Genomic DNA, 25,167 nt, shown 5'->3' on the forward strand with positions numbered 1-25,167 from the left:
CGCGCTGGCCGGCGGGTCGGGGGTGACGCGCTCGGCATACCGCGCGCTCACCGCCCCGATTCCCGCGGTCAGTAGCGCGAGCGAGACGACCGCTGCCGCCCAGCCCTTCGCCCCCCGTGCCACGGCGTCACCCTAGAGGTGGTTCGGGCCGCCCGCGAGGTGAGTGAACGGCATACGGTTGGCGCATGCGCGTTCTTGTCTCCGGCGGCGCCGGCTACATCGGGTCCCACACGGTGGTGCAACTGGTCGCGGCGGGGCACGACGTGGTGATCGTCGACTCTTTCGCCAACAGCAAGCCGGCCGTCATCGGGCGGCTGGAGGCGCTGACCGGGACGCACCTTCCCGTGCACGCCTTCGACCTGACCGATCGGGACAAGACGGAGCGACTGTTCGCCGATGAGTCGTTCGACGCGGTGATCCACTTCGCCGGGCTCAAGGCCGTAGGGGAGAGTGCGCAGATCCCGCTGGAGTACTACGAGAACAATCTCGACTCCACCTTCTCCCTCGTGCGCGCGATGCGCCGCCACGGGGTCAAGCTGCTCGTCTTCTCTTCCTCCGCGACGGTGTATGGCGATCACGCCCCTCTGCCGTTCCGCGAGGACTACGCGCCGCTGGTGTCCACCAGCCCGTACGGCCGGACCAAGGTAATGAACGAACACGTCCTGACCGACGTGGCGCACGCCGACCCGACTTTGCGGATCGGCATCCTGCGCTACTTCAATCCGGTCGGCGCGCATCCTTCGGGCACGATCGGCGAGGACCCGCAGGGGATCCCCAACAACCTGTTGCCGTTCATCGCGCAGGTCGCCATCGGGCGGCGCGACAAGTTGGTGGTGTTCGGCGACGACTACCCCACGGAAGACGGGACCTGCGAGCGCGACTACATCCATGTCGAGGATCTCGCCGCCGGTCACGTGGCTGCGCTGACCAAGCTGGCAAGCACCGAGGAGCCGGTGTCGGTGTGGAATCTCGGTGTGGGACAAGGCACGAGCGTCTTGGCGATGCTGCACGCCTTCGAGCGCGCAGTCGGGCGTGAGCTGCCATACGAGATCGGGCCGCGACGGGCAGGTGATCAAGCTCGGTCCTGGGCCGACCCGGCGAAGGCGAATGCCGAGTTGAACTGGCGCACGGTCAAGACGATCGACGACGTCTGTGTCGATACGTGGCGCTGGCAGTCGGCCAACCCCACGGGTTACGAGGACTGACCTTGGCGCATCGAGGCCGTCCGAGCGTGCGCCCGGGGCTGTTGCGATCGGGCCTATTTCGACCGGGGCTGGCTGGGCTGCTCGCTGCAGGTGGCACGGGGGCCGGGTTGGCCGCGGTGGCTGGGGCCGCCGCGGCGGTTGCTGCGGGCAAGATCAGCGGTCCGCAGCGGCCGTGGCCGGATTATCGGTTCAGCCCGTTCGAGGTGGGCGCGGACAGTGAGGACGTCACCTTCGCCGCCGCCGATGGCACGCGCCTGGCCGGGTGGTGGCTCGATCGCCCCGATAGCGAGCGCGTCATCATCGTCAGCCACGGGCATCGCGGCAACAAGGCCGACATGCTCGGGATCGGGCCGGGCTTGTGGCGGGCGGGCAACACGGTGCTCCTCTTCGACTTCCGCGGCAACGGGGACTCCGAGGACGGGCCCCAATCCCTCGCACACTATGAGCAAGCGGACCTGCGCGCTGCCATTGCGTATGCCGCGTCCCGCCGCCCCGACGCCACTCTCGTTCTCGTCGGGTTCTCCATGGGTGCCGCGGTCAGCGTCCTCGTCGGCGCGGACGAGCCGCGGGTGGGCGCCTTCGTCCTCGACTCCCCCTTTGCCGACATGCGGGGCGTCGTCGCGCACGCCATCTCGCGTCTGCGCCTGCCGCCCTTCCCCATGCTGCAACTCACCGACCGCGCCACCCGTCTCCGCTACGGCTACCGCTTCCACGACGTAGCCCCGATCGAGCGGATCGCCGACCTCGCCCCGCGCCCGGTGCTGCTGATGCACGGTGACCAGGACCGCATCATTCCCGTGGAGCACGCGCACCGGCTGTATGCCGCGGCCGGCCTCCCCAAGCCGACCCTCCACATCTTTGCCGGCGCGGACCATTGCGGCGGCTACTTCCAGGACCGCGCGGCATACATCGAGCGGGTTGTCGACTTCTTGGACCGCAACGCCTGAGCCCGGGAAGAGTGGCAGTCGAGGTTTCGTCCCCGCCGGGGCTCAGCCCCGCGCCAGGAGTTCGTCGAGGATCTCGCCCTCGTGGCGGTAGCCGTAGAGGTGACCGACGTCGTCGGGCCAGGCGATGAACCGGGCATTCGGCAGTCGGTCGACCAGTCGGCGGGCGGCGGCGTGTGGGCAGTTGGCGTCGGCCGCGGCGTGCTGCCAGGTGATGTCGGTACCGATCGCCTCGGGGTGGATCTCGTCCCAGTTCTGGCTCATCGCCAGGGACTCATCGACCCAACCGTCGAGTCTGGCGCCGAGGGCTTCGGTCTGGGCGCGGGCGAAGGTGGCCTGCCAGTTGGGGTCGCGCATCACCGCCTGATCGTCGGCCGGCGCGTGCTCCATGATCGCGCGGAAGGCCGCGAGCGGATCGGCGAGGATCGCCTCGCGGACCGGCCCGAGGAGGGCGGCCTCGTCATCACGAAGCCCCGCCCGGCACAGCCGGTGCGACTGCTGGTTTAGCGGGATCATCGTCTCGATCTCGTTCTCCGCCAAGGGAGCCGTGCCGACGAGGATTGTCGCAGCACGGACCCGGGCGGGGTACGACTGGGCGAAGGCGAGTTCGTGCGGAGCCGCGCCGCTGGCCCCGATCAGGTGCACCCGCTCAATGCCCAGGTGGTCGAGAATCGCCGCGAGGTCGTCGGCATGCGCGCGGAATCCGCGCCCCGGCAATGGCGTCGACGCGCCGAATCCCGGGCGCTCCGTCGTGATCACCCGCAGCCCGCGCAGCGCCCACGGTGAGGTGTCGGCTCGGACCGACCAACGGCACCCGGGCGTGCCCGGTATGCGGAACAGCGGCACACCGCCCGGCTCGCCCCACTCGGTCCAGGCGACCACCCGCCCGTCGGGCCGGGTGAGCCGGTGGTCGCTGTATGCCGCGAAGACGTCCATCCCCCGATCGTGCCCCTTTCGCGCGCGCTGGGGATCTTCACCAGCGATCTTTGTCGTCGCCTTCTCCACCGCCGACCTTGCCCGCCGGTCTTCATCACCGACCTTGCCCGCCGATCTTGCCCCCGCCGGTCGTCATCGCAGTCCTTGCCCGCCGGACTCGTCACCGCCAATCTTCGGCGTCGCGAGGTTCATGGCGGCCTGCTCACCCAGTGGCTAGAACGGCGGTTCGTCGTAGTGCCGTGGCCCCGCAGGGCCTCCGGCGAAGTCCCATCGGTCGACGAGAACGGTGATGCGGAAAGCGTGGGTTTGGCGGTCGTTGGAGAAGACGCGGATCAGAGGCTCGGTGTTGCCGCGGGCGTGCGCCAGCAGGTGCTGCAACGTGTATTCGCCGACACTCAACGTGACCATGTCCGCCTCGCTCTTCGCCTCGGCTGTCTTGTCGACTGTCTTGTCGACTGTCCTGTCGGTGCAAGCCTCGCTCTCGGCCGTGTTGAACGCCAGCGAGGTTGCCGTGTCGAGCGTGACGGACGTTGCACTGAGGCGGTCCACGGGCAAGGTGACCTGCTCTCTGCCCGCGGGGTCGCGCCATACGGCACGAGCCCCCGGCGTGAGACGGACGCGCCAGCCAGCGGACTGCTTGACGCGGTGATGGCGGCGGCATAGGCACATCAGGTTGTCGGCGTGGGTCGGCCCCTCGGGCCATGCGCGGACGTGGTCCACGTCGCAGAAGCGGGCGTTGATGGAACAGCCGGGGAACCGGCATCGCCCGTCGCGGGCTTTGATCAGGTCGATGAGCTTGCCCGCGGGCCGGTAGCGGGCGGGTTCCGGAGAAAGGGCCTCGCCCGGGTTGGGATCGCTCGGCTGACGTGGGTGTGGTGGCCGAATATCAGAAGCAGGCTTGCCACGCTTGCACGGTCCGTTGCTCATCCCCAGCCAGTCATCGGGCAGGAGCGCACCCGTACGCGAGTCGCACTTCTGGACGCGGCGGGTGACGAAGGCGCTCCCGGCCAACCAATCTCGATCGAGGAACACCGTGTCGTTGCGTCCGATGGGCGTGACTTCCAACAGTGCGGGGCCCCCGTCCGCGTCGTCTGCGCTAGGGTCGACGATTGCGCCGGCCCCGCGAGAATCAGCAGACGTGGCCGGACCGAATTCACCGGACCCGAGCTCGCAGGCGCGAGCGCCTCGGCCCCGGACTTCGGAACCACTGGCCTCGGCGGAGTTCAACCCCCGCTCGTCCCCGCCCGACTCATTCGAAACTGGCACTCCCTGATCCGAGACACCGCGATCCAGGATTGGCACGCTCAGCTCCGGCTCGCCCAGGTCCGGCTTCCTCGGGTCGGAGCCCGGGCGGCTCGGGTCGGAGCTCGGGCGGCTCGGGCCAGGGGTCGACGCATTCGGACTGTCGCCATCCTCTGGGAGCGCCGAGGCGGGGACGGTCACTACGACATTGACCTCGATCGTCGCCTGGCCGGTGATCAAGTCACATAGGGCGTGGGCGCGGGCGGTCTCCATACGGGCATACGTCCCTGCTTTCACGTAGTCCCGCGCCAACTGATCGACTGCGGCCCACGCGGGGAGGGCGAGTTCGGCGGGTAGGTTGGCCCGCCACGTGTCGACACCCGGGTCGTTCACCCACCGCTCAAGTCGGATGTCGGCTCGGGCGCGAGCCATCCGCAGCCTGAGCGCGGACTGATCGACCTGGGCGAGGTACTTCCGGGTCCGGGCGCGCAGCTGCGCTCCAGTGGCGAGGTCGAACTCGGCGTCCAGCCGCTCAATAACGAGGGCCGCGGCTTCCGCGGGTGCGTCCGCCAACTCATCCGCGATCACACTGGCCCGGTATCCATCGAGTCGCCCGCAGCGCATCGCCGCCGCCAACCCACCCAGCCCCGTCGGCTGACCCGGGCCAGCCTCGGGTGCCTTCGGCATACCCACGGTGTCTTCGACAAACTGCGGCTGGCGCCCGGCGGCCACGCGCACCGCCGTCTCAACCCGCCGAGACACCGCCGCGTGCGGGAGGCGCAGGCGCATCGCGACCAAGTCGGGACCGTCGAGGCTCACATGACCGAGCGCGCGATGAGTCTCGACAACCACACCGTCCTCATCCCAGTCCTCGTCAATCGCCACCGCTCGGACCATGACTTGATCTTGCGCGCCCGCGAGGGTATTGATGACGGACTGGAGGTCTTCGACTATCTGCACCCAGCTGGCGCGGTCGGCAGCCACCGAGGGGCGGGAGCCGGCGGCATACAGCTGGTCGGCGACACGCTTCGCATCCTCCAGGAGGCTTGCAACATCCGACACAACCATGTCCGGCTCACCTCCTCTCTGCGGCTTCGCATTTTCGGTTCATTCTATCGTATTGTCGTACGAATTGCCACCCTGCACTCCTATGAAATCCGATGCGGCATAACGATTTTCAACGTCATCAGCCCAAGGAATCTCCGACCCAACGGAGCCGCGAAACAGCGCTATCCGGGCGCCCTGGCATCCCCTCTCGCCGCGCCGGCGGCCAGCCACCACTTTCATAGCAACAAATGGGCTGCGGACGCTCACGCGCAAGCCCGGGTGGTCGAAGACCCGCGGCGCGTCCTCATCAATCTGCGTCCACACCTATGCGTGGCTTGCTCGCTGAGCCACCAGGTGGGCAGACCCAACTCGCGTGCTACCTCCTGGGCCTCGTCGATGACGAATCTCATGAGGCTGCCAGACGGCATCTATATCGAGAGTGGAAAGCTGGCGGTCATACGCAAGCGTCATTGCAGCCCCGCCGAAGACATACAGATCGGCGACGACCCCACGCCGGACGAGCCGTTCCCCCAGGCGGGTCAGGGCCGCCTCGATCGCCGCCCGATCCAGGAGCGGCCCGGTCATGCGACCTCGAGCTCTCGAGCCGCCAGAAAGACGCCCCGAGATCGGAAGGCTGCCGGGGCGTGGACGAAGGCGTCGACACGGGCCGCGTCGGTGTTGAAGGGGAACCAGAACTGCTCGAGGATCTTCCCGTCCGCCCAGGCCGGCGCCGCCCGGCCCTCGCGCGCCGCTAGATGTTCGGCGAGCGCCGCCAGAAGGACGTCCCAGCGGCGGTCTTGTGTCGACGGCGGAGCGGCGCTCAAGAGGTGAAGGCGCTCACCCGGCGGCGCCCAGCGAAACTCTTCGAGGAATTCGGCGAGGAGGCGCCACCGGTGGTCGTCATCGGACGCCCCGGCCAAATGCGCGCCGAGGTCGGCGAGGCTCATCGGCGCATAGGCGGGGGCGGCGTCCACGCGTCCACGCGTAGACGCGGGCACCAAGTCGGGCGGCTCTGCCAGACTGCCGCGTATGGCCGAGGAGACCCGCTACATCACCTGTGTCCTATGCGAGGCAAGCTGCGGGCTGGAGGTCAAGGTCGACGGGCCGACCGTGGTGAGCATCCGCGGCCACAAGCAGGACCCGCTCTCGCGTGGCCATATTTGCCCCAAAGCCATTGCCCTACAGGACATTCACACCGACCCTGACCGCCTCCGCACCCCCGTCCGCCGGGTGGGCGCGCCTGGCACGGACGCGACGTGGGAGCCGATCGGTTGGGACGAGGCCTTCGATCTCGTCGCGGAGCGCATTGTCGAGGTCCAGGCGGAGCACGGGGCGGACGCGGTCGCGGCATACCTCGGCAATCCCAATGTCCACAGCCTCGGGGCGCTCACCCACGGGGTGAACCTCGTGCGAACCATCAAGTCCCGCAACACCTTCAGCGCCACCAGCGTCGACCAGCTCCCGCATCACCTCAACGCGATGCTGCTCTATGGCCACCAATTCCTGCTGCCCGTCCCGGACATCGACCGCACCCAGCTGCTCGTCCTCATCGGCAATAACCCGATGGCCAGCAATGGCTCGATGATGACCGTCCCGGACTTCCCCGGTCGCCTGCGCGAACTCAAGGCCCGCGGCGGCCGGCTCGTCGTCCTCGACCCCCGGCGCACCGAGACGGCCAAGGTCGCGGACGCGCACCACTTCATCCGTCCCGGCACCGATGCTTATGTGCTCCTCGCGATCCTCAATGTCCTCACCTCCGAGGGCCTGACCAAGCCCGCCGAGTATGTCCGTGGCCTCGCCGAGGTCGCCGCCGCCGTCGCCCCGTTCACCCCCGAGCGCGCGGAAACGATGAGCGGTATGCCGGCCGCCGACATCATCGCCCTCGCCCGGCAGATCGCGGGTGCCGAGAGCGCCGCCGTGCACGGCCGGATGGGCGTCTCCACCCAGGAGCACGGAGCCATTTGCCAATGGGCCGTGCAGTGCATCAACGCCCTCACCGGCAATCTCGACCGCCCCGGCGGCACGATGTTCACCACCCCCGCGATCGACCTCATCGGCAAGCGGATGCTCGGCCCCGGCCACCTCGGCGCGTGGTCCTCCCGCGTCCGCGGCCTGCCGGAGTTCGGCGGCGAACTGCCCGTTTCCGTTCTCGCGGAAGAGATCTCAACACCAGGTGACGGCCAGATCAAGGCGCTCGTCTGCCTTGCCGGCAATCCTGTCTCGTCCACCCCTGCCGGCGACGACCTCGGCGACGCCCTCGCCGGGCTCGATTTCATGGTCGCGATCGACTTCTACATCACCGAGACCAGCCGGTATGCCGACGTCATCCTCCCGCCGACCGGTCCCCTTGAGCGCGACCACTACGATCTCGTCTTTCACCTGCTCGCGGTCCGCAACACCGCGCGCTGGTCGAGCGCCCTCTTCGACAAGCCGAAGGAGGCCCGCCACGACTGGGAGATCGCCAAGGAACTGGCCCTGCGGATCATCACGCTTCGCGAAAAGCGCGCCTTCGCCGACGCGCAGGGACTGAGCGGCTTGGCCACGGCCACAGCCGCCACCGTCAAAGACCTCCCGAAAACCATCGAAACCCAGGCCCGCTTCCGCTCCACCCCCAAGCAGCAGGTCGACCTCCTCCTCGAGGCCCTCAGCACCGGCCTGTCCGTAAAGAAACTCGCCGAGACCCCCGGCGGCGCCGACCTCGGCCCTCTCGAACGCCGCCTCCCGGAGCGCCTCTACACCGAGGACAAACTCGTCCACCTGGACCAGCCGCTGATCCTCGACGCGCTCACCGTCCTCGACGCGACCAAGACTCCAGCAACCGGCACAAGTGACGACCTCCTCCTCATCGGTCGCCGCGCCCAACGGGACAACAATTCGTGGCTGCATAACGTCCCGCGCCTGACCAGCGGCAAGCCCCGCCACCGCCTGTTCATCAACCCCGCCGATGCTGCCGACCGCGCCATCAACGATGGAGATGTCGTCAATCTCACATCGGCTTCGGGCAAGGTCAGCATCGACTGCCAGGTGACCGACGACGTCATGCCCGGAGTGGTCTGCCTGCCGCACGGATATGGCCACGGAAAGGCGGACGGCATACGGCTTGAACACGCGAAAACCCTTGCGGGAGTGTCGTTTAACGAACTCAGCGACCCGCAGCGCACCGAGGCAATCACCGGGAATGCGATCCTCAATGGCATACCTGTGGGCGTATCTCGGGCCGACTAGCCGCCCCCTGTCAAGCCCCGTGGAGTAACCCCGCCTGTCTGATCGGTCACGAAGGTCCGCCTCACGAAGGTTCGCCTCACATGAGGCGATCAAAAGGCCTTCTTAGGGTCAGAGCGTCATATCCAAAATCGTTCTCCCGGAGTACGCGATGGACGCCCTAGACCTGGCCAGGTGGCAGTTCGCCATCACGACCGTCTACCACTTCCTTTTCGTCCCGATCACCATCGGGATGAGTGCGATCGTGGCCTACTTCCACATCCAGTGGGTCCGCACGCACAACCCTGACTACCTGCGCCTGACGAAGTTCTTCGGCAAGCTGTTCACGATCAACTTCGCGCTCGGCCTGGTGACCGGCATCGTCCAGGAGTTCCAGTTCGGCATGAACTGGTCGGACTACAGCCGCTTCGTCGGGGACATCTTCGGCGCCCCACTCGCCTTTGAGGCCCTGCTCGCCTTCTTCCTCGAATCCACCTTCCTCGGCCTGTGGATCTTCGGCTGGGGCAAGCTGCCGGAGAAGCTGCACGCGCTGACCATGCTCGCCGTGCACATCGGCACGGTGCTGTCCGCATACTTCATCCTCGCGGCGAACTCGTTCATGCAGAACCCGGTTGGCTACAAGTACAACCCCACGACGGGCCGCGCCGAGATGACCGACTTCCTGGCCGTGCTCACCAACAAGGTCCAGCTCGTGACCTTCCCGCACGTCATCACCTCGGCATATATGGTCGGCGGCGCCATGGTCATGGGGGTCTCCGTCTGGCTGATGCGTCGCAGCCGGCCAGCCGCCGACAACTCCCTCTATCGTCGCTCGGCCCGCGTTGGCGCCATCGTGACCCTGATCGCCAGCCTCGGCGTGATCTTCTCCGGTGACCTCCAGGGCAAGATCATGACCGAAGTGCAGCCGATGAAAATGGCTGCCGCAGAGGCACTTTATGAGACCAGCGACACCTGCGCCCCGTTCTCCGTATTCACCATCGGCACCCCCGATGGCACGAAGGAGAAGTTCGCCATCAAGGTCCCGTGTGTCCTCGGCTTCATGGCCACCGGCAGCCTGGACAAGCCCGTCGAGGGCATCAACCCGCTGCGCGAGCAACTGATCGCGACGTACGGCTCCGACTCCAGCACCCTCGTCAAGGACGCGACCTACACGCCATACATCCCGGTCACGTATTGGTCCTTCCGCTTCATGATGGGCCTCGGCTTCGTGACGATGGCGGCCGCAGCCGCGGTGCTGTGGTCGACCCGCAAGGGCGGCACCCCACGCAGTAGGTGGTGGAGCCTGGTGATCTTCGGCGCGCCCCTCGCCCCGGTCTTCGCCAACAGCTTCGGCTGGATTTTCACCGAGATGGGCCGCCAGCCGTGGCTCGTCAACGGTCTGATGACGACCGCCACCGGCGTCTCCCCGAGCGTCAGCTCGGCCGAAGTCTGGATCTCGATGATCGTCTACACGCTGCTGTATGCCGCCCTCGCAGTCGTCGAGATCAAGCTCTACACCGACTACATCAAGAAGGGCGCCGAGCCCTTCGAGCAGCCCAAGTCGCCGGATCAGATGACCGACGACACCGAACTGCAGTTCGCCTACTGAGATAAGGAGATTCAGACATGGACCTCGCAGTGATCTGGTTCCTCCTCATCGCCGTGCTGTGGACTGGCTACTTCGTCCTGGAGGGCTTCGACTTCGGTGTCGGCATGCTCTTCCCCATCCTCGGGAAGGGCCGCGACGCCGACGACACCGAGAAGCGCCGCCGCGTCCTCCTCAACAGCATCGGGCCGGTCTGGGACGGCAACGAGGTATGGGTGCTCACCGCCGGTGGCGCCACCTTCGCCGCCTTCCCGCACTGGTACGCCACGCTGTTCAGCGGTTTCTACCTCCCGCTGCTGCTCATCCTCGTCGCGCTCATCGTCCGCAACATGGGCTTCGACTACCGCGGCAAGCGCGCCGATGCGGCGTGGAAGGCCAACTGGGACAAGGCAATCATCGTCGGCTCGTTCTTGCCGGCCCTGCTGTGGGGCGTCGCCCTGACCAATATCGTCCGCGGCGTCCCGATCGACGAGAACATGGAATACACCGGCAACCTCTTCACCCTGCTCAACCCGATCGGGTTGCTCGGTGGCCTGGTCTTCGTCGCGCTCTTCCTGACCCACGGGGCCTACTTCGTGGCGCTGAAGACCGACGGCCCAATCCGCGCCGATGCGCGCGCACTGGCCACCAAGACCGGGTTGGTCGCCGCCGGCCTCGCCGTCGTCCTCCTGCTCGTCCTCGGCATCAGCAAGGGCTCGGTATGGAGCTGGCTCACCACCGCCATCGCCGCCGGCGCGCTGCTCTTCTCGATCTGGGCCAACACGCGCGGCAAGGAAGGACAGGCGTTCACCGGCACGGCCCTGACCATCGCTGCCGCGGTCGCGACGTACTTCTTCCTGCTCTATCCCAATGTCATGCCGAGCTCGACGAATGACGCCTTCAGCCTGACGATCCACAATGCGTCGAGCACGGACTACACCCTGAAGATCATGACGATCGCGGCCCTGGTCTTCACCCCGATCGTGCTCGCCTACCAAGCGTGGAGCTACTGGATCTTCCGCAAGCGCATCTCGACCGCGCACATCCCACCGGCGCAGGACCCGACCCACCTGCCGGCCCGCGCGAGTCGCTGACCTCGTTGCGTCCGTTCGACCCCGCGCTCCTGCGCGCCGTCCCCGAGGTCCGCCGCCCGCTGGCGGTCCTCGGGGCGGTCGGCATTGCGCAGGGCGCGACGACGATCGCGACAGCGTTCGCCCTCACCGGGGTCGTGGTCGCGCTCGCCACCGATGCCCCGCTCGGCGCCGCGCTCGGCTGGCTCGTCCTGCTGTTCGTCGTCCGCGGCCTGCTGACCACGATCGGGGAGTATGCCGCGGCCCGCGCCGGCGCCGACGTCTCGACCGCGTTGCGACGCCGCCTGCTCGGCGCCTGGACACGGGCCGGGCGGGCGACAACCGACGATCCCGCCGCCCGCCTCACCCTCGCCACCGCCGGCTGCACCAGCATCGAGCCGTATGCCGCGCGCTTCCTCCCCGCCCTCGTCGCCGCCGCGGTCGTCCCCGCCGGGGCCGTGCTGGCGCTGCTGTTCGTGGACTGGGCCAGCGCCCTGGTCGTCGTGCTGACCCTGCCCCTCCTGCCGCTCTTTGCCGCACTCATCGGCCGTACGACCGCCGAGGAGACCCAACGCCGCTGGCGGTCCCTCGCCGACCTCTCCGGGCACTTCCTCGATGTTGTTCGCGGGCTGCCCACGCTGGTGAACTATGGCCGCGCCGAACGCCAACTCGACGGGATCCGGCAGGTCAGCGACCGCCACCGCCTGACGACCGTCCGCACGCTGCGGCTGGCCTTCCTCTCCACCGGCGCGCTGGAATTGCTGGCCACCATTTCCGTGGCGATTGTCGCCGTCCTGTGCGGCGTCCGGCTCGCGCACGGGTCGATGCCGCTCGACAGCGCCCTGCTCGCGATCTTGCTTGCGCCGGAGGCGTATTGGCCGATCCGACGAGTCGGCCAGGAGTTCCACAGCGCCGCCGATGGCGCCACCGCGATCGCCGCGATCCTGGGTGAGCTGGGTGAACTGGGCACCATCCCGATTGATCGGAAACCCGGAGGCGCCCCCACCTGCAACAGCCCCACGAGCAGCCCCGCGACCAACCCCACGACCGCCCAACTGGCGCGCGTCGCGGTAGACGCCGTGACCTATACCTACCCCGGCGCCGCCGAACCAGTCATCCGTGACCTGAGCCTGGTCGCCGACGCCGGCTTGACCGTCTTGACCGGAGCCTCCGGGGTCGGCAAGACCACCGTCGTCGAACTCATCGCCGGCCTGCGCCAACCCGACACCGGCCGAGTGACCGCGCCACGATGCCACCTCGTCACGCAGCGCCCCTTCCTCCCCACCGGCACCCTGCGCGCCTGCCTCGCCCTGGGCAATGGCGCCGGCCCGGACGCCCAGTGGGCCGCCCTGCGTCAGGTGGGCCTCGACGGCTTCGTCGCCGCCCTCCCGAACGGCCTCGACACGGTGGTCGGAGACGACGGCTTCGGCCTCTCGGCCGGCCAAGGCGCGCGGATCGGCCTTGCGCGCGCCCTGCTCGCCCCCGAGACGGTGATCCTGCTCGATGAGCCCACCGCCCATCTCGATGATGCCAGCGCGGAGTTGGCGCACTCCGCGATTTCCCTTCTCGCGCAACGCGCGTGCGTCATCGCCATCACCCACCGCCACGAGCTGCTCGACCATGCGCAACACCACGTCCACCTGACCGGCGCTGCCCTCGGGGGGCGCGGGCGCGGCATACGTCCGAAGGGGGGTGCCCGGTGACCGGTCCGGACCTCAGCACGGGGCGGCTCACCCGACCCCTGTTGCTTGCCGGGATCATCGGCGGGCTCGCCCTCGCCAGCGGCGTCGCGCTGACCGTCACCTCGGGCTGGCTGATCGTCAAGGCCAGCGAGATGCCGGTCATCCTCACCCTGATGACCGCCATCGTCGGCGTTCGGGCATTCGGTATGGCGCGCCCCGCCTTCCGCTATTGGGAGCGCCTTCGGACCCACGACGCCGCCCTCGCCGACCTGGCTCGCCGCCGCGTCCAGACGTATGCCGCGCTCATCCCGCTCACCCCCGCCCGCCTTGGGCAGCGGGGCCGAGCCGACCTCCTCACCGGTGTCGTCGACGATCTCGACGACATTGTCGGCGCCCAGATCCGGGTCACCGTGCCCGCCGTTTCGACACTGGTTGCCTGGGGCATCACCTCGGCGGTCACAACCGCATTCGACGCGCGCGTCGGGCTCGTCGTGATCGCCCTCGGGTTGGCGGTCCTGGCGATCTCCCTTGTGGCGGTGCGCGTGGAGACCCGCGGTCAGGTGGAGTTGGGTGACGCACGCGCCGACGTGACCCGCATCGCGGACACCCTCACTGCCCAGGCCGGGGAGATCGCCGCCATCGGTGCCGGGCCCGACTTGATCGCGGAACTCGATGTCCGCCAAGCCAATTGGCGAGCCCTCGTGCTGCGACAGGCCCGGGGTCGCGCGCTCGCCGCCGGAGCGATCCTGGTGGCCGTGGGTGGTGCGGTCGCGATCGTGGCGCTCCTGCTTGAGGGGAGCACGCGGCATACGCCCGCCGTGAACGCGATGTTGGTGTTGGCGCCCGTGGCGGTGGCCGACGCCCTCACTCCGCTGGCAGAGGCGGCCCGAGCGCTGGCGCGGTCCCGGGGTAGCGCGCGGAGGTTGGCGCGCGTACTAAGTCAGGTGCCCGCCGTGGCGGAGCCGAGCGGGGTGGCATCCCCCGACACCGGGCAGGGGCTGGAACTGCGCGGCATCAGCGCCCGCTGGTCGCCCGAGCGTCCCGTGGCCCTGCGACCCCTCGACCTCGACCTTCCGCCCGGCACTCACCTGGCCGTCAGCGGCCCCAACGGTTGCGGGAAGTCCACCCTGCTGGCCGTGCTTGCCCGCCACCTCGACCCCGAGGCCGGGACCTATCGCGTCGGCAATGACGGAGTCGGTAGGCGGGACGTGCTGTCGGAACCGCTCCCGGCCGCGCGCGGCCGGATCGCGATCGTGGACGACACCCCGCACGTCTTCGCCTCCACCCTGCGCGAGAACCTCCGCTTTGCCCGAGACGACGCGGACGATACGGACTTGATCGCTGCGCTCGAGGCGGCGGGTCTCGGGACCTGGGTCACGGGGCTCCCGGATGGACTGGAGACTCGGCTCGGGGTCGGGGGCCGCGGCATTTCCGGCGGTGAGCGTGCGCGCCTCGGCTTGGCGCGGGCGTTGCTGTCGGAGCGGCCCGTCATCCTGCTCGACGAGCCGGTAGCGCACCTCGACTCCGCCACCGCCCGGGCCGTGATCGCCGATCTGGTGGCGTCCTCGCCGGATCGAACGCTGGTGATGGTCAGCCACCGAGAGGACGGGCGGGACGGCTTCGCGCGGACTCTGCGCCTGACCGGCTGAGCGCCGAGGCCGGGGAGCCGGGCCCACGGCCATACGAAAGACTGAGCCCGTGACGTATCGAATCTGCGTTGTCTGCACGGGCAACATCTGCCGCTCGCCGATGCTGGAGTTCCTGCTGCGCGAGGCCCTCGACGACGCCGGCCTGGCTGATCGGGTCGAGGTGGACTCGGCAGGAATCTCGGCGGAGGAGAGCGGCAACCCCGCCGACCCGCGGACGCTTGCGGTGTTGCGCCGGAACGCACACGCGGATTGGGGCGGGTCGTCACACCGGGCCCGCCGGATCGAGAAATCCTGGCTCGCCGACCGCGATCTCGTCCTGGCCGCGGACAGTGGGCACCTGCGCGCGCTGCGCCGGCTCGCGGGTGGGGAGCCCGATCACGTCCGCCTCATCCGGTCCTTCGACCCGGCGGCGGTTGCGGCGGGCACCTTGGACGTAGACGACCCGTGGTACGGGTGGACCGATAACGCCTTCGATCAGACGTATGCCGAACTTCAGGCCGCCATCCCCGGCATTCTCGCGCACGTGGAGGCGGCCCTGGCCGAGCGCTGACTTCGGGTCAACGCCTCGTCAGGTCCCGCGACGAACCAGGATCTTCGAACTCCACTCCTTGTCGGTCCGGAAGCCGAGCGAGTGGTAGACGCGCCTCGCGGCGGCGGAATCGGCATACATCCCCAGGGTCACGACCGGCTCGCGGGCCAGCACCCACCGGGTGAGTCCCGCGGTCACGGCGCGCCCGAGACCCCGGCCGCGGACTCGCTCGGCCGTGTGGATTCCCGCGAGATGCGCTGTGCCCGAGTCCAATCGGTGCACCGCACCACACGAGGCCAGGGCACCACCATCATCCCGTATGCCGAGCCACACCTCCGCGCGACCCGTGCCCGGGTAGCCCTCGGACCGCGGGTTCTCCGCCAGCAAATTGGTGATCTCGGCCGCATCCGTGGTGTCGTCCAGCGTGATCAACCGGTCATCCGCGGACGTCGTCCCCGGCGGTGTGTCGGTCCACATCCAGTCCCACTCGCCGCCCCCGCGCACCGACACGGTGCGCTCCAGAACGTCGATCTGGTCGCGCGGCACCGAAATCCAGGCAGCACCGAGGTCGGACAAGACTGCGCCGTCGCGCAGCCGCACGAGGAGCGGGCCGATGTCCGGCCCCCAGACGTTCATCGTGAGCCGGCCCGAGTGCGAGCGCCGCAGGTAGGCCACCGCCTCATCGAGCGCGAACCCGGCAGCAAGCCGGTCGGGCGGGTCCCAGCGCGCGAAGGCATCGCCAGGGCAGGCCGCGACCAGATCGTCGCGGGTCGTCAGTTCACGCAGGACCCCGCTCACCACGACGCGACCCCGGCCATTCGAACCCTGTTCACCACGTCCCGGCATGGCCCGGACGCGCATCACCGGGAGCGGCCGGTCCCGCCTCGACGACCTTCTTGATCGTCGCCAGGCTCTGCGTCATACCGGCTTCGAGTTCGTCGGAGTGACCGTCATTGCCGCCCAGCAACGCGCCGGTGAAGATCGAGGCGAACCGGGAGAGGCCCGCCTCGGCGGTGCGGGTCTCCGTCAGCCGGGTGCCGCCCGTGATCGGCTCCAGGGCATACGTCCAGGTCGAGCCGTTCTCGGCAATCCGATACGCGAGAACGCGATTGGGCTCGAACCGGACCACTTTGGCATTGGTCGGCCAGACCACCACACCGCGCCGGTTGACGCCGACGAAGCGCGACCCGAGCCCGACCTGCCCGCGCGCCACCACCTTGCGGCACTCGGGGGACCACTCGCCGGTGCGTCGGACGTCGGCGACCACTCGCCATACGGCCTCAGGAGGTGCGGCGATGTCGACGCTGACGGAGAGCGGACGCACAGGCTGACCCATGTCGTCATTCTCACTGAGAATTTGCCTCACTGAGAATCTGCTGGGAACCACGCGGGACCACTCGACGGGCGCGGCACCAGGGTGCAAGATGCCCCACGGCACGACACCGCTGCCCCGCTCACTCCCGCTATCGGAGGTCCACCAGATGCCCACCCGTGATTCCGCTTGGCCCGAAGGCACGCCGTGCTGGGTCGACTGCCAGGTCGACGACACCAAGGCCGCCCGCGAGTTCTATGGACGGTTGTTCGGCTGGCAGATCGAGGACGGCCCGGAGGAGTTCGGCGGCTACCTCATGGCGATGAAGTACGGCAAAGCAGCCGCCGGCATCGGCCCCAAGCCCGAGGGGATGCCCATGCCGTCGGTGTGGACGACCTATCTCGCCGCGGACTCGGCAGATGCCGTCGCGGACAAGATCACGGCCGCCGGTGGCCAGGTGATGATGCCGCCCTTCGACGTCGCCGACGTGGGGCGCATGTTCGTCGGACTCGACTCCACCGGCGGCGCGTTCGGGGTCTGGCAGGCCATGTCGCACAACGGTGTCGGCATTTGCAACGAGCCGGGAACGCTGTGCTGGAACGAACTCCACACCCGTCAGTACGACGAGGCCAAACGCTTCTATGGCGAGGTCTTCGGCTACAGCTACCAGGGCATGATGGGCGGCAGCGAGAACGGCTACGCCACCTTCTCCCTGCCCGGCAGTGAAGACGGGGTCGGCGGCATCTGCGATGACACCGCGATGCCGGATGCGCCCGAGGCGCCGACGCACTGGCTGACCTGGTTCGCCGTCGACGACGTCGACGCCAGCACCGCGCTGGTCGCCGAACTCGGTGGCCAGGCCATGATGCCGCCGATGGACATGCCTGTCGGTCGCGCCTCGGTCGTCGCCGGTCCGCAGGGTGAGTTCTTCGGCCTCATCGCCCTGCAGGCTCCGCCGGACGAGGATTGATCGAGCCAGGTCTGATCGGTCCGGGACTGATTGAGTCAGGTCTGACCGGGCCGGGACTGATCGAGCTGGGACTGATCGAGCTGGGCCCCTGACGCTCGGCTACGGAAAGCGCACTATCTGGCGCAGGGCCTGACCGGCGGCGAGGCGCTCCATACCGAGGTTGATCTCCGCGAGCGGGAGTTCGTGGCTGATCAACTCCTCGACGCGCAGCCGTCCCTCGCGCCACCGGCGTGCGAATCTCGGGATGTCGCGGGCGGGCACGGCCGAGCCGAGGTAGCTGCCAATGATCGAGCGCCCGCCGGCGACCAGATCCAGCGGCGCGATCGGGCGGTGGCGTCGGGGGCTGGCAGCCCGACCGTCACCAATCGTCCCCCCGGGGCAAGCAGCCGGTATGCCGTTTCGAACGCCCGCGCGGTGCCCGCGGCCTCGATCACCACGTCGAAGGCGCCCATCTCGGCTGCCTCGGGGGCTGCCTCCGCATGGGCGCCGAGGTGCCGCGCCTGGTCGCGCTTGGCTGCGACCGGGTCGATCCCGGTCACGCTGACATCGCCCAGTCCGGCGGCGGTCAGGACGGCCGACATCCCGACACCGCCCAACCCGACGACGGCCAGCCGCTCGCCCGGCTTCGGCCGGCCGGCGTTGAGGACCGCGCCGCCGCCGGTCAAAACGGCACAGCCCAGTAGCGCGGCCACGGCGGGCGGAATGTCGTCCTCGACGACCACGAGCGAGCGCGCGTCCACCACGGCATACGTGGCGAAGGCGGAGACCCCGAGATGGTGGTGCACGGGCGTCAACCCCAGCTGCGCCTGCGGCCGCCACGCGAGGCGACGCCCACCCGCCAACAGCGTGCCCTCGGCATTGCTCGCGGACCCCGGTACGCACGGGCGGATCCCCTCCGTCGCGCAGCCCGCACACCGACCGCAGCGCGGCAGAAGGGTCATCACGACCCGGTCCCCGAACCGGACCCCGTCGACCCCTCCGGCCACCTCGGCGCCCACCTCGACGACCCGCCCGGCGCCCTCGTGCCCCAGGACCATCGGCACCGGCCGGGGGCGCGTTCCATCGATGACGGAGAGGTCGGAGTGACAGATCCCGGCCGCCTCCAGGGCGACCAGCACCTCGGTCGGACCGGGCGGCGCCAACTCCACCTCCTCGATCGACAACGGGCGAGACGTGTCGTACGGGCGCTGATGACCGTGGGCCTCAAGCAGGGCGGCAGTGATCTTCACGCACCCATCCTCTGACGCGACCAACCACCGCTCGGTCGCGGGTGACGGCGCGGCATACGCCCCTGGCAGGATGGGGGTATGCCGAGCCTCGCCGACGATTCCGTCGCCCTGGGTGCCCTCGACGGCCGCTACCGCCCCGTGATTGCCCCGCTCATCGATCACCTCTCCGAGCCGGCGCTCAATCGCGAGCGCCTCCGGGTCGAGGTGGAGTGGCTGATTCACCTGACGCAGAACGACATCATCCCCGGGGCGCCGACGCTGACGAAACAGGAGCAAGAGCAGCTTCGGCGGCTCGTCACCGATTTCGGGGCCGATGACATCGCCGCCCTCGGTGAGATCGAGCGCGTCACGCAGCACGACGTCAAGGCGATCGAGTACTTCCTCAAGGAGCGCCTCGCCGCCATCGCCCCTGCGAGCAGCGAGCGGCTCGGCGAGCTGATCCACTTCGGCTGCACCTCCGAGGATGTCAACAACCTCTCCTACGCCCTGATGGTTCGTGGTGCGATCCAGCAGGTCTGGCTGCCCAAGGCTCAGGCGCTCGTCGCCCAGGTCGAGGACATGGCACGCGAGTTGCGCGCGGTGCCGCTGCTCGCGCATACGCACGGACAGCCCGCGACGCCGACGACGATGGGCAAGGAACTCGCCGTCCTCGCCTGGCGATTGGGGCGGCAGCTGCGCCGGATCGAAGGAGCCGAGTTCCTCGGCAAGTTCAACGGCGCCACCGGGACGTATGGCGCGCATCTCGCCGCCGTCCCCACGGCCGACTGGCAGGGGATCAGCCGGGAATTCGTCGAAAGCCTCGGCCTGACCTGGAACCCGCTGACGACTCAGATCGAGAGCCACGACTGGCAGGCGGAGCTGTATGCCGATCTGGCCCGCTTCAATCGCATCCTCCACAACCTCTGCACCGATGTCTGGAGCTATATCTCCCTCGGCTACTTCGCGCAGGTGCGCGGGCAGGGGACCATCGGGTCGAGCACGATGCCGCACAAGGTGAACCCGATCCGGTTCGAGAATGCCGAGGCCAATCTCGAGGTCAGCAATGCGCTCCTGGATGTGCTGGCCTCAACCTTGGTCACGTCGCGATTGCAGCGAGACCTGACCGACTCCTCGATGCAGCGCAATATCGGCTCGGCCGTAGGGCATTCACTCCTCGCGCTCGACAATGTGCATCGAGGCTTGGCCGGTCTCGACGCGGCCCCCGAGGTGATGGCGGCCGATCTGGACGCCAATTGGGAGGTGCTCGCCGAGCCGATCCAGTCGGCCATGCGGGCGCTGGCTGCGCAGGGCCACGAGGGGATGGCGAACCCCTACGAGCGACTGAAGGAACTGACCCGCGGCCGGCGAATCGGGCCGGTCGACCTGCGCGCCTTCATCGACGGACTGGGGTTGCCCGAGGACGTTGCCGCCCGATTGCGCGCCCTGAGTCCGAGTGAATATGTGGGCCTCGCCCCGGAGTTGGTGTCCCACTTGGACTCGGTTGGACATGGTCAAAAGCACCCCTAAACCTGTGTAACGATGGCCATATGCGCGTGGACCATGTCTCGTATGCCGCGGAACCGGACGGCCTTCAGGCCACGACCGAGCGACTCGCCGCCGAGTTGAGAGTCACGGCCGTCGAGGGTGGCATTCACCCGCGCTTCGGCACGCGCAATATGATCCTGCCGCTCGCCCACGAGCGCTATATCGAGGTCGTTGAGGTGCTCGATCACCCGGCCGCCGACAAGGCGCCCTTCGGGCAAGCCGTGCGCGCCCGCAGCGAGATGGGCGGCGGCTGGCTCGGCTGGGTCGTCCGCGTGGACGACCTGCACGATGTCGAAGGCCGGCTCGGTCGTTCGGCCGTAGACGGCAACCGCCGCATGCCTGATGGCCGCGAGTTCAAGTGGCGTCAGATCGGCATCAAGGGGCTGCAGGCCGACCCGCAGTTGCCCTATTTCGTGGAGTGGGACGAGAACAGCCCGCACCCCTCCGACGACGCGCACACCGACGTGACCATCGAGTCGCTGGAGATCGGCGGCGACCCCGAGCGGGTGAAGGACTGGCTGGGCCTGCCCGCCGAGACCACGTCATCCGTCATCCACTTCACCTTCGTGGCCCCGCACGGGACCCCCGGCCTGATGGCCGTGACGTTCAACACCCCTGACGGCAAGGTCACGGTCTGACCGAAGCCCGGCGGGCACACCGAGGACGCGCCGATGCCAGGACCCCTGTCCGGCCTGCTGGTTGCCGACTTCAGCCGTGTCCTGGCCGGCCCGCTGGCGACGATGTATCTCGCCGACCTTGGCGCCACCGTCGTCAAGGTCGAGCGTCCCGGCACCGGGGATGACACCCGGATCTGGGGACCGCCATGGACCGAGCAGTCGTCCGCGTATTTCGAGGCAGTGAATCGCGGGAAACTCAGCGTCGCCTGGGATCTGACCGATCCCGGCGACCTCGCCGAAGCCCGCGCGCTGGCGGGCCGCGCGGATGTGCTGGTCGAGAACTTCCTGACCGGCACGATGGCGAAGTTCGGCTTGGCGTATGCCGATGTCCGCGCCACCAACCCCGGCATCATCTATGCCTCCGTGACGGGATTCGGTTCCGGCGCAGGGGCAGCGCTGCCGGGCTACGACTTCGTGGCCCAGGCGATCGGTGGCCTGATGAGCATCACCGGCGAGCCGGCTGGCGAGGGGCAGAAGGCCGGGGTCGCGCTCGTCGACGTGCTGACCGGCAAGGACGCGACGATCGGCATTCTGGCGGCGTTGGCGGCGCGCGAGCGAACCGGTGTCGGTGAGCACATCGAAGTGAACCTGCTGTCCAGCCTGCTCGGATCCCTCATCAACCAGGCCAGCGGCTATCTCACGACGGGAGTGGCGCCGAAGGCGTTGGGAAATGCGCACCCCAGCATCGCGCCATACGAACCCATGCAGTGTGCGGACGCCCATCTGGCGGTCGCATGCGGCAACGACGCCCAGTTCGCCCGACTGGCCGGCGCGCTGGACCTCCCGCACCTCGCGCAGGACCCGCGCTTTGCCACGAACGCCGAGCGGGTCGCCAACCGCCCCGAGCTGATCGCCCGGCTGGAGGAGCGGCTGCGCACCGACACAGCGGCGCGCTGGGAAGAACGGCTGCTGGCCGTCGGCGTGGCGGCCGGCCCGGTCAACGACCTGGCCGGCGCATTCGCCCGGGCCCGGGCCCTCGACCTGGAGCCGACATTTTCCGTCGGCGACAGGCACCCGGATCAGGTCCGCAATCCAATCCTGTTCTCCGGCAGGCCCGTCGAACCAGCTGCGCCCCCGCCCGGCCTTGGCGAGCACACGGCCCTGGTGGAGGACTGGCTCGCCGGGCCCCTCCCAATACCCCTGCCCTCTCGACCACCAGGAGCCTGACATGACCTCCGTTGCCTCCCTGCACGACCGCCTCGACCTCGCGGGCCTGGACGACCTTCTGAGTGAGGAGGAGCGCGCGATCCGCGACGCCGTCCGGGAACTGTGCGCGCGGCGGATCGACCCGTTCGTGGCCGACTGGTTCGAGCGCGGGGAGATCGACGACCCGCGCGGGCTGACCCGGGAACTCGGCGCGATGGGGCTGCTCGGGATGCACCTGACCGGCTATGGGTGCGCGGGGATGTCCGCTGTGGACTACGGGCTGGCGTGCCTGGAACTCGAAGCAAGCGACTCCGGGGTGCGGTCGCTGGTGTCGGTGCAGGGGTCGCTGGCGATGTACGCGATCTGGCGTTGGGGCACCGAGGAGCAGAAGATCGAGTGGCTGCCGCGGATGGCCACCGGTGAGGCGATCGGCTGCTTCGGCCTGACTGAGCCCGACCACGGCTCCGACCCAGGCAACATGCGCACCAACGCCCGGCGCGACGGCGACGACTGGGTTCTCAATGGCGCCAAGATGTGGATCACCAATGGGGCGATCGCCGACGTCGCCGTGGTGTGGGCCCAGACCGACGAGGGCATCCGCGGCTTCGCCGTTCCGACCGACACACCCGGGTTCTCGGCGCCGGTGATCAAGCACAAGATGTCGCTGCGGGCGTCGGTGACCAGCGAGTTGGTGCTCGACAACGTCCGCCTGCCGGGCGACGCGGTCTTCCCGGACGTGCGCGGGTTGAAGGGCCCGCTCTCCTGCCTCAACGAAGCGCGCTTCGGCATCGTCTGGGGCTCCCTGGGCGCGGCCCGCTCGGCGCTGGAGTCAGCGATCACGTATGCCGAGCAGCGCGAGCAGTTCGGCCGCCCGATCGGCGGGTTCCAGCTGACGCAGCAGAAGCTCGCCGAGATGTACCTCGAATACAGCAAGGGCTTCCTGCTCGCGCACCACCTGGGCCGCCGCAAGGACGCCCACACCCTGCGCCCGGAGCAGGTCAGCCTGGGCAAGCTGAACAACGTCCGCGCCGCCCTGGACATCTGCCGCACTGCCCGAACCATCCTGGGCGCCAACGGAATTTCGCTGGAGTTCCCGGTGATCCGGCACATGAACAACCTGGAGTCGGTGCTGACCTACGAGGGCACCGTCGAGATGCACACCCTGGTCATCGGCCAGGCCCTCACCGGCCTCCCCGCCTTCCGCTGACCCCGTTCCGGCTCCGTCTGGCAAGCCAGCTCCGGCTCGGCTCACCCCGGCCCCGCTCACCCGACCAGGGCGTATTCCGCGCGCTCGCTCGCCGCGACCAGGTCGGCGTAGCGTCCGCCCCGGTCGAGCAAAGACTCGTGGGTGCCCACCTCCACGACGCGGCCCGCTTGGAGCACGGCGATCTGGTCGGCATCGCGGACGGTCGAGAGCCGGTGGGCGATGGTGATGGTCGTCCGGCCGAGGCTGAGCTGATCCAGCGCTGCCTGCAGCGCGCGCTCGGTGCGGTTGTCGAGCGCCGACGTAGCCTCGTCAAGGACGAGCACCTTCGGATCGCGCAGTATGGTGCGCGCCACCGCCAGCCGCTGCTTCTCACCACCGGAGAATCGGTGGCCGCGCGAACCGACGACGGTCTCCAAACCCTCCGGGAGCCCGGCGACCAGATCGGCGACCTGCGCCGCTGCCAACGCCTGCCACAGCTGCGACTTCGTCGCCTCCGGCCGGGCGAGCATCAAGTTGGCGCGAATCGTGTCGTGCACGAGATAGGTCTCCTGCGAGACCACCCCGACGATGCTGGCGATGCTCGCCTCGTCCAGGCGGCGCAGGTCGATGCCGTCGATGGACACCGACCCGCTGGCCGGGTCGCGCAGGCGCGAGACCAGCGAGGCCAGGGTCGACTTCCCGGAGCCGGTGTCGCCTACCAGCGCCAGGCTGCTGCCGGCGGGGACCACAAGGGAGACGCGGTCGACAGCGGGGGGCGAGCCCGCGGCATACGCGAAGGAAACGTCGTCGAAGACGACCTCACCCTGCACCCGAGCCGGATCGATCGTCACGGGGGCTACCGGCGCCGGGACATCGGTCACGAGGTCGAGGTAGCCGAAGATCCGACTGAACAACGCCATCGAGCTCACCCATTGCACGCCAACGTTGAGCAAGCCCATGACCGGCCGAAAGATCCCGGCTTGCAGGGCAGTGAAGGCGACGAGGGTGCCGATCGTCATCCCGCCGCTTGTCGCCGGGAAGCCCGCCGCCAGATAGAGCAGGGCCGGGATCGTCGCAAAGACGATCGACATCGTCGCCATGCGCCAGCGGCCGGCCAGTTGCGAGCGCAACTCCAGTTCCACGAGCTCGGCCGAGGTTGTGGCGAACCGATCCGTCGCCGCTGACCCGGCGCCCAGCGTCTTAGTCAACAGCACCCCGCTGACCGACAGTCCCTCGTCGACCTGGACGTGCATGTCGGCCAACCGCCGCTGCAACGCAGCCGTGATCTCCCTGCGCAGCAACGCAACTCGCCGCGTCAGCCACACGGCCGGCGGCAGGACAAGCAACGACAGCAGCGACAGCCGCCAGCTCAGCGCAACCATCGCGATAGCGGTGCCCACGGCAGTCGTCAGGTTCGAGGCGATCGACGTGGCGGTCGAAGTAGCGACCGACTGCATCCCGCCGATGTCCTGGATGATCCGCGACTGGACCTCGCCGCCGCGGGTGCGCGTGAAGAAGCCCATCGACTGCTTCTGCAAGTGCGCGAAGACGTCGGTGCGTAGCCGATGCATGACTTGCTGGCCGACGCGCGTCGAGATCCACGTCTGCGCGACGCCCAGCAGGGCGGTCACGACGGTGACGACGAGCATGCCGGCCACGGCCAGCACCAGGAGCCGAATGTCACTGTGCGGCAGGGCATCATCGATGATGGCCTTGACTAAGAAGGGCTGCGCCAGCGCGACCGTCGACGACACGACGATGATCGCCACGACGATGGCGATCGGCAGACGGTGTGGCGCGAAGAGTGCCAGAATGCGGCGGGGCGCGACCGGCGAGAGCTCCAGTTGAGCTCGATCGCGCGGGTCGACTTTCATCGGGCCGCGGCCAGCACGACCGCCGCCACCAACACCGGCACCAACACCGCCAGAGGAGAAGTCCTCGGACATGAGGCCCTCCTTTCCATAGAAATTCGTGAGGTTGCCTCACTAGTTCCGTGAGGTTACCTCACTATGTGGTCACCTCGCAAATTGTGC

Annotated in this window: 20 protein-coding genes; 13 read left to right on the top strand and 7 right to left on the bottom strand. The window is 68.8% G+C overall.

Annotated features, from left to right (window positions below):
• Nucleotides 1-185 precede the first annotated feature (185 nt).
• Both galE and BN13_RS00010 read left to right on the top strand, forming a co-directional pair.
• The gene (galE, locus tag BN13_RS00005) at nucleotides 186-1,205 is read left to right on the top strand and encodes a UDP-glucose 4-epimerase GalE (protein ID WP_048543423.1); all 1,020 of its coding nucleotides are present in this window, start codon (nucleotides 186-188) and stop codon (nucleotides 1,203-1,205) included.
• 116 nt (nucleotides 1,206-1,321) lie between these two features.
• Nucleotides 1,322-2,152: an alpha/beta hydrolase gene (locus BN13_RS00010; RefSeq protein ID WP_048543424.1), complete on the top strand. Its 831-nt coding sequence runs from the start codon at nucleotides 1,322-1,324 to the stop codon at nucleotides 2,150-2,152.
• 42 nt (nucleotides 2,153-2,194) lie between these two features.
• Here the strand turns inward: BN13_RS00010 and BN13_RS00015 are convergent, their stop codons facing one another.
• From BN13_RS00015 to BN13_RS19020, 3 genes are all read right to left on the bottom strand, one after another.
• On the bottom strand, nucleotides 2,195-3,085 hold the full coding sequence (locus BN13_RS00015) for an alpha/beta fold hydrolase (protein ID WP_048543425.1): 891 nt from the start codon (nucleotides 3,083-3,085) through the stop codon (nucleotides 2,195-2,197).
• A 213-nt stretch (nucleotides 3,086-3,298) separates the two neighbouring features.
• Nucleotides 3,299-5,395, bottom strand: a complete 2,097-nt coding sequence (locus tag BN13_RS00020) for an HNH endonuclease signature motif containing protein (protein ID WP_048543426.1) — start codon at nucleotides 5,393-5,395, stop codon at nucleotides 3,299-3,301.
• Nucleotides 5,396-5,955: 560 nt separating this feature from the next.
• Nucleotides 5,956-6,348, bottom strand: coding sequence for a hypothetical protein (locus BN13_RS19020; RefSeq protein ID WP_048543427.1), 393 nt, complete (start codon nucleotides 6,346-6,348; stop codon nucleotides 5,956-5,958).
• A 55-nt stretch (nucleotides 6,349-6,403) separates the two neighbouring features.
• On the opposite strand from BN13_RS19020, the gene BN13_RS00030 reads away from it, so the two are divergent.
• The 6 genes from BN13_RS00030 (at nucleotide 6,404) to BN13_RS00055 (ending at nucleotide 15,111) form a co-directional block, all read left to right on the top strand.
• Nucleotides 6,404-8,599 carry a molybdopterin-dependent oxidoreductase gene (locus tag BN13_RS00030; protein WP_048543428.1) on the top strand — a complete coding sequence of 732 codons (2,196 nt, stop codon included), beginning with the start codon at nucleotides 6,404-6,406 and terminating at the stop codon, nucleotides 8,597-8,599.
• A 148-nt stretch (nucleotides 8,600-8,747) separates the two neighbouring features.
• On the top strand, nucleotides 8,748-10,184 hold the full coding sequence (locus tag BN13_RS00035) for a cytochrome ubiquinol oxidase subunit I (protein WP_048543429.1): 1,437 nt from the start codon (nucleotides 8,748-8,750) through the stop codon (nucleotides 10,182-10,184).
• Between the two features lie 17 nt (nucleotides 10,185-10,201).
• Entirely contained in the window at nucleotides 10,202-11,254 is a 1,053-nt protein-coding gene (gene cydB / locus BN13_RS00040; RefSeq protein ID WP_048543430.1) for a cytochrome d ubiquinol oxidase subunit II, read from the top strand.
• A 5-nt stretch (nucleotides 11,255-11,259) separates the two neighbouring features.
• Nucleotides 11,260-12,933: a thiol reductant ABC exporter subunit CydD gene (gene cydD / locus BN13_RS00045; RefSeq protein WP_048548624.1), complete on the top strand. Its 1,674-nt coding sequence runs from the start codon at nucleotides 11,260-11,262 to the stop codon at nucleotides 12,931-12,933.
• A complete protein-coding gene (gene cydC / locus BN13_RS00050; RefSeq protein ID WP_048543431.1) occupies nucleotides 12,930-14,561 on the top strand; it encodes a thiol reductant ABC exporter subunit CydC in 1,632 nt (543 codons plus the stop codon). The genes cydD and cydC overlap by 4 nt, the downstream gene beginning before the upstream one ends.
• A 49-nt stretch (nucleotides 14,562-14,610) precedes the next feature.
• Entirely contained in the window at nucleotides 14,611-15,111 is a 501-nt protein-coding gene (locus BN13_RS00055; RefSeq protein ID WP_048543432.1) for a low molecular weight protein-tyrosine-phosphatase, read from the top strand.
• An 18-nt stretch (nucleotides 15,112-15,129) separates the two neighbouring features.
• On the opposite strand, the gene BN13_RS00060 is transcribed toward BN13_RS00055, so the two are convergent.
• Together BN13_RS00060 and BN13_RS00065 are read right to left on the bottom strand one after the other, a co-directional pair.
• Nucleotides 15,130-15,888: a GNAT family N-acetyltransferase gene (locus BN13_RS00060; protein WP_162199885.1), complete on the bottom strand. Its 759-nt coding sequence runs from the start codon at nucleotides 15,886-15,888 to the stop codon at nucleotides 15,130-15,132.
• Between the two features lie 31 nt (nucleotides 15,889-15,919).
• Nucleotides 15,920-16,426, bottom strand: a complete 507-nt coding sequence (locus tag BN13_RS00065; RefSeq protein WP_048543434.1) for an SRPBCC family protein — start codon at nucleotides 16,424-16,426, stop codon at nucleotides 15,920-15,922.
• Between the two features lie 145 nt (nucleotides 16,427-16,571).
• On the opposite strand from BN13_RS00065, the gene BN13_RS00070 reads away from it, so the two are divergent.
• The gene (locus tag BN13_RS00070; protein WP_048543436.1) at nucleotides 16,572-17,372 is read left to right on the top strand and encodes a VOC family protein; all 801 of its coding nucleotides are present in this window, start codon (nucleotides 16,572-16,574) and stop codon (nucleotides 17,370-17,372) included.
• A gap of 191 nt (nucleotides 17,373-17,563) precedes the next feature.
• Here the strand turns inward: BN13_RS00070 and BN13_RS00075 are convergent, their stop codons facing one another.
• Entirely contained in the window at nucleotides 17,564-18,601 is a 1,038-nt protein-coding gene (locus tag BN13_RS00075; protein ID WP_321162884.1) for an alcohol dehydrogenase catalytic domain-containing protein, read from the bottom strand.
• A gap of 78 nt (nucleotides 18,602-18,679) precedes the next feature.
• Between BN13_RS00075 and purB the strand changes: the two genes are divergently transcribed.
• Genes purB through BN13_RS00095 form a run of 4 tightly spaced genes read left to right on the top strand, consistent with a single transcriptional unit; the run spans nucleotide 18,680 to nucleotide 23,155 of the window.
• Nucleotides 18,680-20,107 (top strand): adenylosuccinate lyase, encoded by a 1,428-nt coding sequence (gene purB / locus BN13_RS00080; protein WP_048543438.1) that lies wholly within the window; start codon nucleotides 18,680-18,682, stop codon nucleotides 20,105-20,107.
• A 20-nt stretch (nucleotides 20,108-20,127) separates the two neighbouring features.
• Nucleotides 20,128-20,763 (top strand): VOC family protein, encoded by a 636-nt coding sequence (locus BN13_RS00085; protein WP_048543440.1) that lies wholly within the window; start codon nucleotides 20,128-20,130, stop codon nucleotides 20,761-20,763.
• A gap of 33 nt (nucleotides 20,764-20,796) precedes the next feature.
• Complete coding sequence (locus BN13_RS00090; protein ID WP_048543441.1) at nucleotides 20,797-21,969, top strand: CaiB/BaiF CoA transferase family protein; 1,173 nt, start codon at nucleotides 20,797-20,799, stop codon at nucleotides 21,967-21,969.
• Nucleotide 21,970: 1 nt separating this feature from the next.
• Nucleotides 21,971-23,155 (top strand): acyl-CoA dehydrogenase family protein, encoded by a 1,185-nt coding sequence (locus BN13_RS00095; protein WP_048543443.1) that lies wholly within the window; start codon nucleotides 21,971-21,973, stop codon nucleotides 23,153-23,155.
• A gap of 56 nt (nucleotides 23,156-23,211) precedes the next feature.
• Here BN13_RS00095 and BN13_RS00100 read toward each other — a convergent pair whose 3' ends face one another.
• Entirely contained in the window at nucleotides 23,212-25,080 is a 1,869-nt protein-coding gene (locus BN13_RS00100) for an ABC transporter ATP-binding protein (protein ID WP_048543445.1), read from the bottom strand.
• Nucleotides 25,081-25,167 lie beyond the last annotated feature (87 nt).

This window comes from Nostocoides jenkinsii Ben 74 (assembly GCF_001046875.1).
GTDB lineage: Bacteria > Actinomycetota > Actinomycetes > Actinomycetales > Dermatophilaceae > Nostocoides_A > Nostocoides_A jenkinsii.